Below are 15,436 nucleotides of genomic sequence, written 5' to 3' on the forward strand. Positions count from 1 at the left end.
TGAACCACCACCTTCCGAATCGAGGCCTCCCCATGACCGTCCTGCTCGAACGCCGCCCCGCCGTACGCGCCCCTGCCAGGGACTCCTTCATCGACGTGCTGCGGCTCGCGGGCATGGCCCTGGTGGTGCTCCAGCACTGGACGATCCCCGTCCTGGGCTACGACGGTGTCCGCCTGACCACGGGGAACGCGCTGTCGGCCCCCGGCGTGTGGGTGGTCACCTGGATCAGCCAGGTCATGCCGCTGGTGTTCTTCGCGGGCGGCGCGGCCAACGCCATCAGCTTCCGCCGCGCACCCGGCACCGCGCCCGCGTGGCTGGCCGTACGGCTGCGCCGGCTGGCCTGGCCGGTGCTGCCGCTGGCGGCGGTCTGGATCCCGCTCCCGCACGTGCTGGCCACGTTCGGGGTGCCCGCGCAGCCGCTGGAGGTGGGCTCGCGGCTGACCGGGCAGCTGCTGTGGTTCCTGGTCGTCTACCTGATCGCGGTCGCCGCGACGCCGCTGATGCTCAGGCTGCACGACCGGTACGGCTGGCGGGTGCCGGCCGTCCTGGTCGCCGGCGCGGTGGCCACCGACCTGGTCAGGTTCACCTCCGGTGTCGACCTGGTCGGCTACCTCAACATCGGCTTCGTGTGGCTGGCCGTCCACCAGCTCGGCTTCTGCTACACCGACGGCAGGCTGGGCCGTCCCGGCGTGCTGGCCGTGGCGGGGTACGGCGCCGCGGCGCTGCTGGTGGGCTTCGGCCCCTACCCCGGCAGCATGATCGGGCTGCCCGGCGCCGGGATGTCGAACATGGCGCCGCCCACGCTGGCCGTCCTGGCCGTCGGCGTCGGGCAGATCGGCCTGGCCACGCTGCTGCGGCCGTGGATCACGCGGCTGCGCACCGAGCGGCTGGTGGCCTGGGCGGGGCCCAGGATGATGACCGTCTACCTGTGGCACATGCCCGCGCTGTTCACGGTGAGCGGCGTGGTGGTGGTCGGCCTCGGCGTCGGCACCCCCGCGCCCGGCGGACTCGGCTGGCTGGCGGGGTGGCCGGTGTGGTTCGGCGCGCTCTGCCTGGTCATCTGGCCGCTGCTGCGGATGTTCGCCAGGTTCGAGGAGCCGCCGGCGCTGCCGTACGGGATCGCCACGTGGCACAGCTCGCTGGCCGCCGCGGCGCTGGTCGGCGGCGGGCTGCTGGGGCTGACCGCCTTCGGCTTCGCGCCGGGCGCGGTCCCCGTGGTCTCGACGCTCGCCATCGCGGGCGGCCTGCTCCTGACCGCTCCCCGCGCTCGCCTGTGACTCCTCACCGCCTCCGTACGCGGTCCTGACGGCCGCTCGTTAACCAGTTCGGCCCTGTCCTTGGCAAGATGGAGAGGGTGAGCCTCATTGACCGCCTCCCCGAAGAGATCGACGCCGATCCCGATGCCATCTTCGACGCGTTCGTCACGTGGAACTCCGAACGGGGGCTCACCCTCTATCCGGCGCAGGAAGAGGCGCTGATCGAGGTCGTCTCGGGAAACAACCTGATCCTCGCCACCCCGACCGGGTCCGGCAAGAGCCTGGTCGCGGCGGGAGCCCACTTCGCCGCCCTGACCCGCGACCAGCGCACCTTCTACACCGCGCCGATCAAGGCGCTGGTCTCGGAGAAGTTCTTCGACCTGGTGGCGCTGTTCGGCACCGAGAACGTCGGCATGATGACCGGCGACGCCAGCGTCAACCCCGGCGCGCCGATCATCTGCTGCACCGCCGAGATCCTGGCCAACGTGGCCCTGCGCGACGGCGCCGCCGCCGACATCGGCCAGGTCGTCATGGACGAGTTCCACTTCTACGCCGAGCCCGACCGCGGCTGGGCGTGGCAGGTGCCGTTGCTGGAGCTGCCGCACGTGCAGTTCGTGCTGATGTCGGCCACGCTCGGCGACGTCAGCATGTTCATGGAGGACCTCACCCGGCGCACCGGCAGGGAGACCTCGGTCGTCAAGCACGCCGAGCGGCCCGTCCCGCTGGTCTACTCCTACCGGATGACCCCGCTGCACGAGACTCTCGAGGAGATGCTCAGCACGGGCCAGGCGCCCGTCTACGTGGTCCACTTCACCCAGGCCGCCGCGATGGAGCGCGCCCAGTCGCTGATGTCCATCAACATGGCGACGAAGGCCGAGAAGGAGGCCATCGCCGCCCTGATCGGCAACTTCCGGTTCACCACCCGGTTCGGGCGGGCCCTGTCCCGCCTGGTACGGCACGGCATCGGCGTCCACCACGCCGGCATGCTGCCCAAGTACCGGCGCCTGGTGGAGCGGCTGGCCCAGGCCGGCCTGCTGAAGGTCATCTGCGGCACCGACACGCTCGGCGTCGGCGTCAACGTCCCCATCAGGACCGTGCTGTTCACCGCCCTGTCGAAGTACGACGGCAACAAGGTGCGCCGCCTGCGCGCCCGCGAGTTCCACCAGATCGCCGGGCGCGCGGGCCGCGCCGGCTTCGACACGATCGGCTACGTCGCCTGCCAGGCCCCCGAGCACGACATCGAGAACGCCAAGGCGCTGGCCAAGATCGGCGACGACCCCAAGCGGCGCCGCGGCTACGCCCGCAAGAAGCCGCCGGAGGGGTTCGTCGGCTGGAGCGAGGAGACGTTCGAGAAGCTGCAGACGGCCGAGCCCGAGCCGCTGGCCTCCCGCTTCAAGGTCAGCAACGCCATGCTGCTCGCCGTCATCAACCGGCCAGGCGACTGCTTCGCGGCCATGAAGCACCTGCTGACCGACAACCACGAGGACCGCAAGTGGCAGCGGCGGCACATCAGCCAGGCCATCGCGATCTACCGCTCGCTGCTGGCCGGCGGCGTGGTGGAGAAGCTGCGCGAGCCCGACGAGCAGGGCAGGATGGCGCGCCTCACCATCGACCTGCAGGAGGACTTCGCGCTCAACCAGGCGCTGTCCACCTTCGCACTGGCCGCCTTCGACCTGCTCGACCTCGAGTCGCCCAGCTACGCGCTCGACATGGTCTCGATCGTCGAGTCCATCCTCGACGACCCGCGCCAGGTGCTGTCGGCGCAGCTGAAGAAGGCCCGCGGCGAGGCCGTGGCGCAGATGAAGGCCGACGGCGTCGAGTACGAAGAGCGCATGGAACAGCTGCAGGAGATCATGTATCCGATGCCGCTGGAGACGCTGCTGCTCGGCGCCTACGAGACCTACCGGCGCGGCCACCCCTGGGTCGCCGACTACACCGTCAGCCCCAAGGCCGTCGTGCGCGACATGTACGAGCGCGCGATGACCTTCACCGAGTACATCCAGTTCTACGAGCTGTCCCGGTCGGAAGGCGCGGTGCTGCGCTACCTCGCCGACGCCTACCGGACGCTGAGCCGTACGATCCCCGAGCATCTCAAGACCGACGACCTCGTCGACCTCATCGAATGGCTCGGCGAGCTGGTTCGCCAGGTCGACTCCTCGCTGATCGACGAGTGGGAGAAGCTCAGCAACCCCGAGGCGGCGCTGGAGCAGGAACAGGAGCTGGAACGCACGGTCAGGCCCGTCACCGGCAACCCGCGCGCGTTCCGGGTCCTGGTCAGGAACGCGATGTTCCGGCTGGTCGAGCTGTGCTCGCTGGAGAAGGAGCACGAGCTCGAGGAGCTGGCTCCCGACGTCGACTGGGGCGCGGCGCTCGACGCCTACTACGACGAGCACGAGGAGATCTTCACCGACGCCGACGCCCGCGGACCCGGCCTGCTGCGCATCTCGGAGGAGAAGGAGCTCTGGAAGGTGCGCCAGGTCATCAAGGATCCGGCGGGCGACGGCGACTGGGGCATCGACGCGCAGGTCGACCTGGCCGCCTCCGACGAGGAAGGCCGCGCCGTCCTCCACGTCCTCGGTCTGAACCGCCTGTGACCCGGGGCTGAGGTCCGCCACGGGGAAAGGACCATCATGACGTCGGGGAGCCCGCGCGTGCTGCGGACACTCAACGAGCGCGCCGCCCTCGAGCTCCTGCTCGGCGACGGACCGCTCACCAGGGGCGAGCTCGAGTCCAGGACCGGGCTGTCGAAGGCGGCCGCCGCCGAGGTGCTGCGCCGCCTGGAGAGCGCGGGCCTGGTGCGCAAGGGCGGGCGCAAGTCGGGAAGCGTGGGCCCCGCCGCCCAGATGTGGGCGCTGGACGGCTCCGCCGGACACGTGGCGGGCGTCGACGTCACCTCCTTCCGGCTCGACGTGGCGGTGGCCGACCTCGCGGGCCGGCCGATCGCCGAGCACAGGATCGCCACGGACGGAGAGATCGACCCCGTCACCACGCTCGCCGGGGCGCTGCACGCGGCGGCGGGCAAGGCGGGGCTGGCGGCGGCCGACCTCGACCAGATCGTGGTGGGCATGCCGGGCATCGTCGACAGCGGCGCCGGCGACCGCCTCGACACGGTGAGCGGGCTGCCCCACCGGCGGCGGGTGCACGACCTCGCGCCGCTGCGCGAACTGCTCGGCAATCCCCGCATCCGCGTGGAGAACGACGTCAACCTGGTCGCCCTCGAGGAGCAGGCGGCCGGCGCCGCCCGGGGAGCCGACACCTTCGCGCTGCTCTGGCTCGGCCAGGGGCTCGGCTCGGGCATCGTCCTGAACGGCAGGCTCTGGCGCGGCGCGTCCGGCCGGGGCGGCGAGGTGGGGTCCATCCTGGCGCCCGACGGCCGCCCCCTCGGCTCCCTGCTGGGCGCCGGCGCGGTCAACGACCTGGCCCACGCCTGGGGCGCCGCCCGTGTACCGGGCGCTCCGGAAGAGACGCGCGCCGCCGTCCGGATGCCGGGTGGCGCCTCGGAGTCCTGGGATGCCACCGAGGCCGCGGCCCGCGCGCTCGCGAGCGGGCACCCCGCGCTTCTCGACGAGGTGGCCGCCCGCCTGGCCGTCGCCGTCAGCGGGCTCGTCGCGGTCCTCGACCCGGGTCTCGTGGTGCTCGGCGGGCCGCTCCTGCGGGCGGGAGGCCAGGCGCTCCACCAGCGCGTCGCCGACCGAGTCGCCGATGTCGAGGCGCGCACCGTGCTGCTGCCCAGCGCCGTCGGCGGCAACGCGGTCCGGGCGGGCGCCGTCGAGTTCGCCCTGTCCCTCGCCAGGGAGCGCGTGTTCCACGCGGGCACGGCGGGCCGCCACCGCTGACCAGAACGGCCGGCATCACCGGCGGACACCCAGGTTTCCCGGCGGGCGCGTCATCACCGCCCAGAGCCGGCCGCGATCGGCGTACGAGCCCGCGGAAACGATGAACGTGTGCCGGAACGGACTGGCAATGGACGCCCCGGCACACGTTTCTCCACCAAGCCTCCCGTCACGACGCCGCGATCGTGTCATGATCCTGTCTCAAGCTCGTGACATTCAGCACGACGCGATCGTGCAGATCTTCCCGAGCATCTTCGTGGCGTCCTTCGTCTGGGCCGCGAAATCCGCGGCGGCGGGCTTGCCCCACTCCCCCGCCTGCGAGTACAGCACCAGGGCGGTGCCCTTACGGGCGACGATCGCGCGCTCGCCGCCGATGGCGGCCTTGCGGCCCATGTAGACCTGGCCGGTCACGGCCAGGCCCTCGTCGCCCAGCGTGACGGCCTTCACCGAGTACCTGTAGTCCGACTGACCGCTCTTGGCCGACGCGCAGGTCCGCACGGCCGACCTGAGATCCGCCACAGCCTGGGTGGCCTGCTCCTTGGTCGAGTAGAGGATCACCTGCTCGGACTTCTGGAAGTCGGGCACCGCCGTGTAGATGATCGTCCGGGCGGCGACGCGGCCCGCCGAGGCGAGCGCGGCCTTGTCGCACGGGTTCACGGTCAGCTTGGCCGTGGTGCGCCTGCTGACGGCCCAGTTCGTCTCGGGGTCGTTGTCCTTCGCGGTCGCCGCCTTGTCCCAGAGCAGGAAGCCAGGGGGGACGGTGGGGGCGGAGGCGGTCAACGCGAGGGCGCCGGCGAGCAGGAAGTTGGTCATCACGGTGGATCAGACGCTTGAGGTGATCCAATGGTTCAAAATGGCTGCATGAACGACGAAGACATCCGGCGAGTCCTCGGGCTCCTCCACCAAAACGCGACGTTGCGCGCCTTCGCCGCGCTGGTGCTGGGCGGGCGGCCGGAGGCCGACGAGGACGTCCTCGTCCGGCTCGAGCGCGGCGGCCTGGCCGTACGGCACGCGGACGGGAGCTGGGCGGCGCGCCCCGAGCGGTTCCGCGAGCTGCTGAAGGCGGCGGCCCCGCCGCCGCGGGCCATGACCCAGGAGGAGCGGGTCCTGCAGGCGTTCCTGGTCGACGGCCGGCTGAGGGAGATCCCGGCGAAGGCGGACAAGCGCCTGGTGATCCTGCGCCACATCGTGAGGGTGTTCGAGCCGGGCGTCCGCTACACCGAGAAGGACGTCAACGTGGCATTGCGGGCCTTCCACCACGACTTCTCGGCGCTGCGGCGCTACCTGGTCGATCACGACCTGCTGAGCAGGGACGCCAACGTCTACTGGCGCAGCGGCGGCCCCGTCGAGGTCTGAGGCCGCGGCCGCGCCCGGTCTTCTGGATCTGTGAAAGATCTCGGCTAGGAGCCGAAGTACTTCTTGGCCCCGTCGTGCAGCATGACGGGCTCGGTCCGCACCGCCGTCTCCTTGTTGATCTCCGTGGCCGCCTTCGAGACCGCCACCAGGTCGGCGTGGTGGTCGAAGATCAGCTTCGTGATGCTCCCGGCCAGCGCGGGGTCCATCTTCTCGTTGACGACCAGCAGGTTGGGCACCACCACCGTGGCGACGTCGGCCGGCGCCTGGTAGACGTCCTTGCCGATGCTGCCCGCCGTGTAGACCTGCCCGTGCTCGGCCTGCAGCCTGGGCAGCACGTCGGCGAGCGGCACGAAGACCGCCTCGTCCTTCATGGTGGTCGTCAGGTCGGTGATGCCGGGGGTGGGCAGCCCGCCCGACCAGATCAGCGCGTCGAGCCCGCCGGACTTCAGCGCGTCGACGCTCTCGGGCAGGCCGAGCGCCTGGCGGGTGACGTCCTTGTCGGGGTCGAGGCCGGCCGCCTTGAGCAGCCGCAGCGAGATCACCTCGGTGCCGGAGTTGGGCGAGCCGGTGGAGACCCGCTTGCCCTTGAGGTCGGCGATGCGCTTGACGCCGGACTCGGCGCTCGCCACGACCTGCGTGTAGTTGTTGTACAGGCGGGCCAGGGCCCTGATCGGCTGGGGCGCGGAGAAGGCGCCCTTGCCCTGCACCGCGTCGGCCGCGGAGTCGGCGAGGGTGAAGCCGAGGTCGGAGTCGCCCCTGGCCACGCGCTGGATGTTCTCCACCGACGCGCCGGTCGCCTCGGCCGTGGCCTCGTAGCCGGGCAGGTTCTTGGTGATGAGGTCGGCCAGGCCGCCCCCCATGATGTAGTAGACGCCGGTGGTGTTGCCGGTCGCGATCGACAGCCGTTTCCCGCCGCCTCCCGTCGGCTGTTCTGCTCGTTCGGCGCTCCTGTCGCCTCCGCAGCCGGCCAGGGCCACCACCCCGGCCATGCAGGCCGCCATGAACGCCGCGGACAACAACCTCATGTGCGTCTCCTCACTAGGTGTACGGCGAGCGCCAGCAGAGCAAGACCTGAGCCGATCGCGATCGGCACCGGGGACAGCACCAGGAGCAGCAGCGCCGCCGCCCCGCACAGGACCCGCTCGGCGGGACCCGCCGGCCCGCCCGTGGCCACCGCGAGCGCCACGACCGCCAGCGCCGACGCGGTGAACGTCCAGGCGATCTGCCAGGGGGTCCCCTGCCCCAGCAGGGCGCCTCCCGCCGGGGTCAGCACGAACGCGAACGGCACGAGGAAGGCCGGCAGGGAGTACTTCCACGTGGCGAGCATGGTGTGGTAGGCGTTGCCGCCGGTCAGGGCGGAGGCGGCGAAGGCCGACAACGCGGTCGGCGGGCTCACCTCCGACAGCACCGCGTAGTAGAAGATGAACATGTACGCCTCGGGGAAGCTCACCCCGAGCTTGGTCAGCGCGGGCCCGATGATGACGGCGGCGATCACGAACGACGCCGTCACGGGCACGGCCAGGCCGAGCAGCAGCACCGCCACCGCGCACAGCACGGCGGTGGCGACCAGGTTGCCGCCCGACAGCCCGACGATGAGCGAGCTGACCTTCAGCCCGAGCCCGGTCAGCGTGACGACCGCGACGATCGTGCCGGCCGCGGCGCAGGTGGCCGCCACCGGCAGCACGCCCTTGACGCCCGCGGCCAGCGCCTCGGCGGCCCTGCGCGGCGTGAGCCGGTGCTCGGGGTCGAGGAACGACAGCGCGAAGGCCAGCAGCGTCGCGTAGACGACCGCGCGGAAGGGCGACTGGCCGGCCGCCATCAGGATGATGATCACGAAGAGCGAGCTGAAGTGGTAGCCGTACCGCTTGATCAGGTGTCCCGCCCCGGGGGCGTCGACGGCGACCGCGTGCGTGCCGTACCTCCTGGCGTCCATCTCGATCGCCAGGAAGATGCCCAGGTAGTAGAGCACCGTCGGGATGGTGGCGTAGAGCAGCACCTGCAGGTAGCTGACCCTGAGGTACTCGGCGATGATGAACGCCGCGGCGCCCAGCGTGGGCGGCGACAGGATCGCGCCGATGCCGGAGGCGGCCAGCACGCCGCCGGCCTGCTCTCGCGGATACCCGGCGCGCCTGAGGACCGGCCAGGCCACGCTGCCGACGCTGACGGTGGTGGCCACGCCCGAGCCGCTGACCGTGCCGAGCAGGAAGCCCGCCATGGCCACCGTACGGCCGGGCGCCGAGCGTGACCGGCGGAAGGCGGCCAGCGAGACGTCGACGAAGAACTTGCCGGCGCCGGAGTGGTCGAGGACCGCGCCGTAGATCGTGAACAGGATGATGTAGGTGGCCGCCACGTCGAGCGGGACGCCGTAGATGCCCTCGGTGCCCATCGTGAAGGCGACGACGATGCGGTCGACGTCGTAGCCGCGATGGCCGATCGCCCAGCCGATCGGGATCCAGCCGCCCCAGTAGGCGTAGGCGATGAAGACCAGGCAGACGGCCGGCAGGATCCAGCCGACGGTCCTGCGCGCCGCCTCGAGCACCAGCGTGGTGATCGCCAGGCCCGTGACGACGTCGAGCGTGGCCGGGTCGAAGGCGCGCCTGATGAACTCGTCGAAGGTCACCAGCGGGTAGAGGCAGGCCACCAGCGACAGGCCCGCCAGGGTCCAGTCGAGGAGCGAGGGGCGTTCCTTGTCGCGGCCGTAGCAGATGAACACCAGCGGCAGCACGACCGCCAGGAACCCGATCCGGTACGGCTGGAGCGCGCCGGGGAAGAAGGTCCACCACAGCACGTAGAGCGCCAGCCCGAGCGAGACGATCGTCACCAGGGCCGCGGGGCGCCCGCTGAGCCTGCGGACGGGCCGCTCGGCGTCGTAGGCGGCGATCAGGTCCTCGGTGGAAGAGGCGCTCACGCTGGGCACGTTACCCAGGTGCACCGACAGATAGTCAAGAGATCATGTGGTGCCGGTCAAGAGCCGGTCAGCCACCCGAGACGTCCGACTCCGCCTCTTCGGGGACGACGCTGTCGTAGGGGTCGTCGAGCCAGCCGTCGGGCAGGTGCACCCGGTCGCGCTCGCCCGACTTGCCGCGCGGGGTGTCGGTGTTGGGCGGCCACGGCTGGTCGCGGTCGAGCTTGGCCAGGCCCGCCCTGAGCCCGTCGAGCGACTCGGCGGTGGCCAGCTCGCGCCGCAGGTCGGCGCCGACGGAGAAGCCCTTGAGGTACCAGCCGACGTGCTTGCGGAAGTCGGCGACGGCGTAGCGCTCGATGTCGAAGCACGCGGTGAGCCCCTCGGCGTGCCTGGCCATGGTGTCGGCGACCTCGCCGAGGGTCGGCCTGGCCCGCTCCGCGCCGCCGTTGAAGGCGTTGTCCAGGTCCTTGAACAGCCAGGGCCGCCCGAGGCAGCCGCGCCCCACGACCACGCCGTCGCAGCCGGTCTCGGCCACCATGCGCAGGGCGTCGTCGGCGCTCCAGATGTCGCCGTTGCCGAGGACGGGGATCTCGGTGACGGCCTCCTTCAGCCGCCTGATCGCGCTCCAGTCGGCGACGCCGCCGTAGTGCTGCCTGGCCGTACGGCCGTGCAGGGCGATGGCGGCCACGCCCTCCTCGACCGCGATCCGGCCGGCGTCGAGGTAGGTGAGGTGGTCGTCGTCGATGCCTTTGCGCATCTTCATCGTCACGGGGAGGGCGCCGGCGTTGCTCACCGCGGCGCGCAGGATCCGCCGCAGCAGGTTCCTCTTGTACGGCAGTGCCGACCCGCCGCCCCTGCGGGTGACCTTGGGCACGGGACAGCCGAAGTTGAGGTCGATGTGGTCGGCCAGGTCCTCCTCGGCGATCATCTTGGCCGCCCTGCCGACGATCTCGGGGTCGACGCCGTAGAGCTGGATGCTCCTGGGCCGCTCCGTGTCGGCGAACCTGATCATCCGCAGGGTCTTGGCGTTGCGCTCGACCAGGGCCCTGGTGGTGATCATCTCGCACACGAACAACCCGGCGCCCTGCTCGCGGCAGAGCACCCTGAAGGGCGCGTTGGTGATGCCCGCCATGGGCGCGAGCACCACCGGTGGCCACACCTCGAGGGGCCCGATCTTCATGGCGGAACGCCGCCCTCGCTTCCTGTGACTGCTTCGGCTTGCGGTTCGTTAAGTTCTAGCGCACCAGCGGCCGTGAGCGTTATTCGCGGATAGGGTGTGACCTGGGATCGATCTGCGACCTCGGGAGGCCATGGATGCTTCTGCGACTGCGCGTCGCGTTGCCCGACCGGCCCGGCGCCCTTGGCCGGATCACCCACGTCCTCGGTACGGCGGGAGCCGACATCACCCAGGTCACCGTACTTGAGCGGGGCGCGGGCAGGGCGCTCGACGACCTCACGATCTTCTGTCCCGACGGCGTCTCGAAGGAGGCCCTGGCCAAGAGCCTGGCCGGGGTGCCGGGCGTCACGGTGGAAGGCTTCTGGACCACGCGCGAGGCCCCCGGCACCTATCCCGAGCTGGAGATCCTCAAGTACATCGCCACCGCGGGCGACAGGGGGCTGTCCACGCTGATCGACTCGATGCCGGTGCTGTTCAGCGCCGACTGGGCGGCGGCGGCCAGCGACGGCGATCCGCGCATCCCCGTCTACTCCAGCTGGCGCGCCCCGCGGGAGGTGCCCATGCTCGACCTCACCCCGCCACGGCCGCTGGCCGCCAGCCTGGAGTCTGGTCTGCACGTCATCGCCGCTCCGCTGCCCCCGCTGGCGCTTGTGCTGATGCTGGCGCGTTCGGAGGGTCCCGCCTTCCATCGCATCGAGGTCCACCGGCTGACCAGGATCCTGGAGATCTTCCTGAGCCTGCCGTCGACGGAGCGGAGTGTCGCCAGGCAGCTACGCAGGAGCGATGGATGACGCATGTGCTCGGAAACTCCGCTAGAGTTTCCTTGTCGCCGCGAACGAGCGGCAACGCGGAAGTGGCTCAGTGGTAGAGCATCACCTTGCCAAGGTGAGGGTCGCGGGTTCGAATCCCGTCTTCCGCTCGGAGAGGCCATAGCTGAAGGCCTCCCTCGGTGGAGTGGCCGAGAGGCGAGGCAGCGGCCTGCAAAGCCGTCCACACGGGTTCAAATCCCGTCTCCACCTCGGACGATTAGCTCAGCGGGAGAGCGCTTCCCTGACACGGAAGAGGTCACTGGTTCAATCCCAGTATCGTCCACCACTGCCCCAGGCCCTCGGGCCTGGGGCTTCGTGTTTCTCCGGCCATGACCCACACGGTCCGATCTTGTCCGGAGATCGTGCGCCCGCGACGACGAGCGGGTGACCGCGGAGACCTTCTCCCGCGACCCGTGCCCCGTCTGCGCCGAGGCCCGCCGGCGGCGTGGGGCCGGCCTACCTGCCACCGCTCCCCCGAGGCGGTTCGCCTGACCTGGTGACGGTCTTCCGTCCCGCAGGCCGTACCGTCGGAACATGACGATGCAGAGCACCGACGTGGACGTGGTCGTGATCGGCGCGGGTCCCGCAGGAGAGAACGTGGCAGGGCGGGTGGTGCGCGGCGGCCTGTCCTGCGCCGTGGTCGAGGATCACCTCACCGGAGGCGAGTGCTCCTTCTACGCGTGCGTTCCCAGCAAGGCGCTGCTGCGGCCGATGGAGCTGGCGGCCGAGGTGGCCATGGTCCCCGGCCTGACGCTGGACGGGCCCATCGACGTGGCGGCAGTGCTCAACTCCAGGGACAAGGCGGTCGGCAACCTCGACGACAGCGGCCAGGCGGAGTGGGTCACCTCGCTGCCCGCGACGCTCCTGCGCGGCAGGGGGCGCCTGGCGGGCGAGCGTCTGGTGGAGGTGACGGGCAAGGACGGCACGGTCACCACCCTCCGCGCCCGGCACGCGGTGGTGCTGGCCACCGGCAGCGTCCCCGTCGTCCCGCCGGTGCCGGGGCTGGCCGAGGCCAGGCCGTGGTTCAGCAGGGACGCCACCACGGTCCGCGACGTGCCCGGTCGCCTGATCGTCCTCGGCGGCGGGGTGGTGGCCTGCGAGATGGCGCAGGCGCTGCACTCCCTGGGCGCCGCCGAGACGACGGTGCTGGTGCGCGGCGGCGGCCTGCTCGGGCGGATGGAGCCGTACGCCGGGCGGATGCTGGTCGACGCGATGCGCGAGGCGGGGATCGACGTACGGCTCGGCGCCAAGGTGACCCGCGTCGAGCGGGACGGCGACGGCGGCCCCGTCACCGTCCACCTGGAGGGCGGCGACAGCGTGGTGGCCGACGAACTGCTGGTGGCCACCGGCCGCCGGCCCGCCACCGACGGGATCGGGCTCGATCTGAACGGCCCCGTCGAGGTGGACGACAGCATGCGGGTACCCGGATCGGACTGGCTGTACGCGGTGGGCGACGTCAACGGCCGCAACCTGCTCACCCACATGGCCAAGTACCAGGCCAGGGTGTGCGGCGACGTCATCGCCGCCCGCGCCGACGGCAGGTCCGACGACGCCCCCTCGCTGCGCGACAGCGCCGACGGCCGGGGCGCCCCCCAGGTGGTGTTCACCCACCCGCAGGTCTGCTCGGTCGGCCGTACCGAGCGGGCGGCCCGCGACGAGGGCTTCGACGTGCGCGTGGTCGAGTACGACATGGGCAGCGTCGCGGGCGCGTCGCTGCTCGGCGAGGGATACACCGGGCGGGTCAAGGCGGTCGTCGACGAGCGGCGCAGGGTGCTGCTGGGCGTCACGTTCGTGGGGCCCGCCGTGGCCGAGATGCTGCACGCCGCCACGGTCGCGGTCACGGCCGAGGTGCCGCTCGAGACGCTGTGGCACGCCGTACCGGCGTTTCCGACGGTCAGCGAGGTGTGGCTGCGGCTGCTGGAGGAGTACGGGCTCTGACAGCCGCGCATCCGGGGGTAGGACCTTCACATGAGGCTCACGCTGGTTCAGGGCGACATCACCGAGCAGCAGGTCGACGCCGTCGTCAACGCCGCCAACTCCTCTCTCATGGGCGGCGGCGGGGTGGACGGCGCCATCCACCGGCGCGGCGGTCCGGCGATCCTGGAGGAGTGCCGGAAACTGCGCGCCTCTCGGTACGGCCGCGGCCTGCCGACCGGCCAGGCCGCCGCCACCACGGCGGGCCGGCTCCCGGCCCGCTGGGTGATCCACACGGTCGGCCCCGTCCACTCCGCCGAGCAGGACCGCGCCGCGCTGCTGGCCTCCTGTTACCGCGAGTCGCTGAAGGTCGCCGACTCGCTGGGCGCGGCCAGCGTGGCCTTCCCCGCCGTCTCCGCCGGCATCTACGGCTGGCCGCTCGACGACGCCGCCCGCATCGCCGTGTGCGCCGTCACCGCCGCGCACACCGACGTGGAGGACGTGCGGTTCGTGCTGTTCGGGCCCGACGCCTACGCCGCCTTCGAGCAGGCGGCGGCCGGCGCCGGGCCGACCGACGACGAGATCATGGCCGTGCTGGCGGCACAGGCGGGCGACCACTGGCGCGCGGCGTTCGAGACCGGCGACGTGGGGGTGCTCCACGAGCTCGGCGCGGCCGTGGACCTCGACTGGCCGCTCTGGCGGCGCATCACGACCGTCGACGTGGCCGAGGCCCACGTCAGCGACGCCGTACGGCTGGCCGCCTCGATCGCCGGCGACGCCCGGTCCGGCGGACCCGCGGCCGACCCGGACGCGCTGCGGGCGGTCCTCGACCGGCTGCGCCGCTGGTACGAGAACGAGTGGTGACCCCGCCCCTACGAGCCCAGGTCGCGGACCACGTTGTCGAGCCGGTGCGCGAGCGTCTCCAGCTGCTGCTCGGTGGCGTGCTCGCCGGCGACGAACTCCCTCAGGTCGGCACGCCTGGCGATGACCAGGCCGCGGTGCGCCTCGTCGATCTGGTCACCCGGCATCACCACGCAGTCGCCCCGCACGTACACCAGGGTCGCGTCGGGGTCGCCTGACTCCAGCAGCTTCCGAACGCATTCGGTGTCGATGAGCGGCATCGTCGGCCTCCCCGCTCGCTGGGACATGACGGCGATCAGCTACCCGGTTTCGGAGGGAAAACGCGCCCCCGCACGCGCGACCCGCTGCGCCCGTCGGCGTTCCCGGTTTTCGCCGGTGGCGGGTGTCAAGCTGGCTGCATGCTGACCACCCAGTTCCTTCCAGGCGCGCCCGACTGGATCGACCTCGGCGTTCCCGACGTCGAGGCGGCCGCCGCCTTCTACCGTGGCGTCTTCGGCTGGGCCTTCCAGTCGGCGGGGCCCGACGCCGGCGGTTACGGCTTCTTCCAGCAGGACGGCAGGACCGTCGCGGCTCTCGGGCCGCTCATGGAAGAGGGGGCCACCGCGGCGTGGACCACCTACTTCGCCACCCCCGACGCCGACGCGACGGCCAAGCTGGTCGTGCAGCACGGCGGCCGTGTCCGCGCCGAGCCGTTCGACGTCTTCACCGCGGGGCGCATGGCGCACTTCACCGATCCGGCCGGCGCCCGCTTCGCCGTCTGGCAGGGCGGCGACACCAAGGGCCTCGACCTCGTCACCGAACAGGGCTCGCTGGCCTGGGCCGAGCTCCACGTGTCCGATCCCGCCGCCGTCCAGCCGTTCTACCAGGCCGTCTTCGGATGGAGGGTCGAGACGGTGCCGATGGGCCCCGTGGACTACATCGTGATCTCGACCGCCGAGGGCGACGACGCGAGTTTCGGCGGCCTCGCGCCGCTCGGGGAGGGTGACGCGCCGCACTGGCTGCCCTACTTCGAGGTCGCCGACTGCGACGCCACGCTCGCCCGCGCGCAGGAGCTCGGCGCCACCGTCGTCATGCCGGCGGAGTCGGTGGAGGGAGTGGGCCGTTTCGCGGCCGTCGACGACCCGTTCGGCGCACGCTGCGCGATCATCACCAGCTCCTCCTGAGCACGCACTGCCCGCCGGCCGCCGGCGCCAGATGACAGCTCACCGCGGGCCGGTCACCGGCGCCTGAACACCGCCCACCGCGGGCCGGTCACCGGCGCCTGAACACCGCCCGATGCGGGCCGCTCGCCGGTGCCGCCGGGGACCGCCATCCGGCGGTGGGAT

Annotated in this window: 12 protein-coding genes, 3 tRNA genes and 1 pseudogene; 11 read left to right on the forward strand and 5 right to left on the reverse strand. The window is 71.8% G+C overall.

The window, feature by feature from the left end; translation table 11 throughout:
• Positions 1 to 32: 32 nt before the first annotated feature.
• From ABZX22_RS22935 to ABZX22_RS22945, 3 genes are all read left to right on the forward strand, one after another.
• The gene (locus ABZX22_RS22935) at positions 33 to 1,277 is read left to right on the forward strand and encodes an acyltransferase (RefSeq protein WP_354912419.1); all 1,245 of its coding nucleotides are present in this window, start codon (positions 33 to 35) and stop codon (positions 1,275 to 1,277) included.
• Between the two features lie 68 nt (positions 1,278 to 1,345).
• Positions 1,346 to 3,850, forward strand: a complete 2,505-nt coding sequence (locus ABZX22_RS22940) for a DUF3516 domain-containing protein (RefSeq protein WP_354912421.1) — start codon at positions 1,346 to 1,348, stop codon at positions 3,848 to 3,850.
• Between the two features lie 36 nt (positions 3,851 to 3,886).
• Complete coding sequence (locus ABZX22_RS22945) at positions 3,887 to 5,092, forward strand: ROK family transcriptional regulator (RefSeq protein WP_354912423.1); 1,206 nt, start codon at positions 3,887 to 3,889, stop codon at positions 5,090 to 5,092.
• Between the two features lie 213 nt (positions 5,093 to 5,305).
• Here the strand turns inward: ABZX22_RS22945 and ABZX22_RS22950 are convergent, their stop codons facing one another.
• A complete protein-coding gene (locus ABZX22_RS22950) occupies positions 5,306 to 5,902 on the reverse strand; it encodes a hypothetical protein (protein ID WP_354912425.1) in 597 nt (198 codons plus the stop codon).
• Positions 5,903 to 5,950: 48 nt separating this feature from the next.
• Here ABZX22_RS22950 and ABZX22_RS22955 point away from each other — a divergent pair, with 48 nt between their 5' ends.
• Positions 5,951 to 6,445, forward strand: a complete 495-nt coding sequence (locus ABZX22_RS22955) for a DUF2087 domain-containing protein (protein WP_354912427.1) — start codon at positions 5,951 to 5,953, stop codon at positions 6,443 to 6,445.
• A 44-nt stretch (positions 6,446 to 6,489) separates the two neighbouring features.
• Here the strand turns inward: ABZX22_RS22955 and ABZX22_RS22960 are convergent, their stop codons facing one another.
• The 3 genes from ABZX22_RS22960 to dusB all read right to left on the reverse strand — a co-directional run bounded on the left by ABZX22_RS22960 (position 6,490) and on the right by dusB (position 10,530).
• Positions 6,490 to 7,470 (reverse strand): TAXI family TRAP transporter solute-binding subunit, encoded by a 981-nt coding sequence (locus tag ABZX22_RS22960; RefSeq protein ID WP_354912429.1) that lies wholly within the window; start codon positions 7,468 to 7,470, stop codon positions 6,490 to 6,492.
• On the reverse strand, positions 7,467 to 9,353 hold the full coding sequence (locus ABZX22_RS22965) for a TRAP transporter fused permease subunit (RefSeq protein WP_354912431.1): 1,887 nt from the start codon (positions 9,351 to 9,353) through the stop codon (positions 7,467 to 7,469). The genes ABZX22_RS22960 and ABZX22_RS22965 overlap by 4 nt, the downstream gene beginning before the upstream one ends.
• Positions 9,354 to 9,420: 67 nt before the next feature.
• On the reverse strand, positions 9,421 to 10,530 hold the full coding sequence (gene dusB, locus ABZX22_RS22970) for a tRNA dihydrouridine synthase DusB (RefSeq protein WP_354912433.1): 1,110 nt from the start codon (positions 10,528 to 10,530) through the stop codon (positions 9,421 to 9,423).
• Between the two features lie 134 nt (positions 10,531 to 10,664).
• Here dusB and ABZX22_RS22975 point away from each other — a divergent pair, with 134 nt between their 5' ends.
• From ABZX22_RS22975 to ABZX22_RS23000, 6 genes and pseudogenes are all read left to right on the forward strand, one after another.
• Positions 10,665 to 11,318: an ACT domain-containing protein gene (locus tag ABZX22_RS22975; protein WP_354912435.1), complete on the forward strand. Its 654-nt coding sequence runs from the start codon at positions 10,665 to 10,667 to the stop codon at positions 11,316 to 11,318.
• A 56-nt stretch (positions 11,319 to 11,374) separates the two neighbouring features.
• Positions 11,375 to 11,446: transfer RNA gene (locus ABZX22_RS22980), tRNA-Gly, on the forward strand.
• Positions 11,447 to 11,475: 29 nt separating this feature from the next.
• Positions 11,476 to 11,546 (forward strand) — tRNA-Cys (locus ABZX22_RS22985).
• 1 nt (position 11,547) lies between these two features.
• Positions 11,548 to 11,622, forward strand: a tRNA-Val gene (locus ABZX22_RS22990).
• 248 nt (positions 11,623 to 11,870) lie between these two features.
• On the forward strand, positions 11,871 to 13,274 hold the full coding sequence (locus ABZX22_RS22995; protein ID WP_354912437.1) for an NAD(P)/FAD-dependent oxidoreductase: 1,404 nt from the start codon (positions 11,871 to 11,873) through the stop codon (positions 13,272 to 13,274).
• Positions 13,275 to 13,304: 30 nt separating this feature from the next.
• A pseudogene (locus ABZX22_RS23000) lies at positions 13,305 to 13,811 on the forward strand (O-acetyl-ADP-ribose deacetylase); the annotation flags it as partial.
• A gap of 311 nt (positions 13,812 to 14,122) precedes the next feature.
• Here ABZX22_RS23000 and ABZX22_RS23005 read toward each other — a convergent pair.
• Positions 14,123 to 14,371: a hypothetical protein gene (locus ABZX22_RS23005; RefSeq protein ID WP_354912439.1), complete on the reverse strand. Its 249-nt coding sequence runs from the start codon at positions 14,369 to 14,371 to the stop codon at positions 14,123 to 14,125.
• 138 nt (positions 14,372 to 14,509) lie between these two features.
• Here ABZX22_RS23005 and ABZX22_RS23010 point away from each other — a divergent pair, with 138 nt between their 5' ends.
• Positions 14,510 to 15,274, forward strand: a complete 765-nt coding sequence (locus ABZX22_RS23010) for a VOC family protein (protein ID WP_354912441.1) — start codon at positions 14,510 to 14,512, stop codon at positions 15,272 to 15,274.
• The last annotated feature ends 162 nt before the right edge of the window (positions 15,275 to 15,436 follow it).

The sequence above is a fragment of the Nonomuraea sp. NPDC003804 genome (genome assembly GCF_040610675.1).
In the GTDB taxonomy this organism is placed as follows: Bacteria; Actinomycetota; Actinomycetes; order Streptosporangiales; family Streptosporangiaceae; genus Nonomuraea.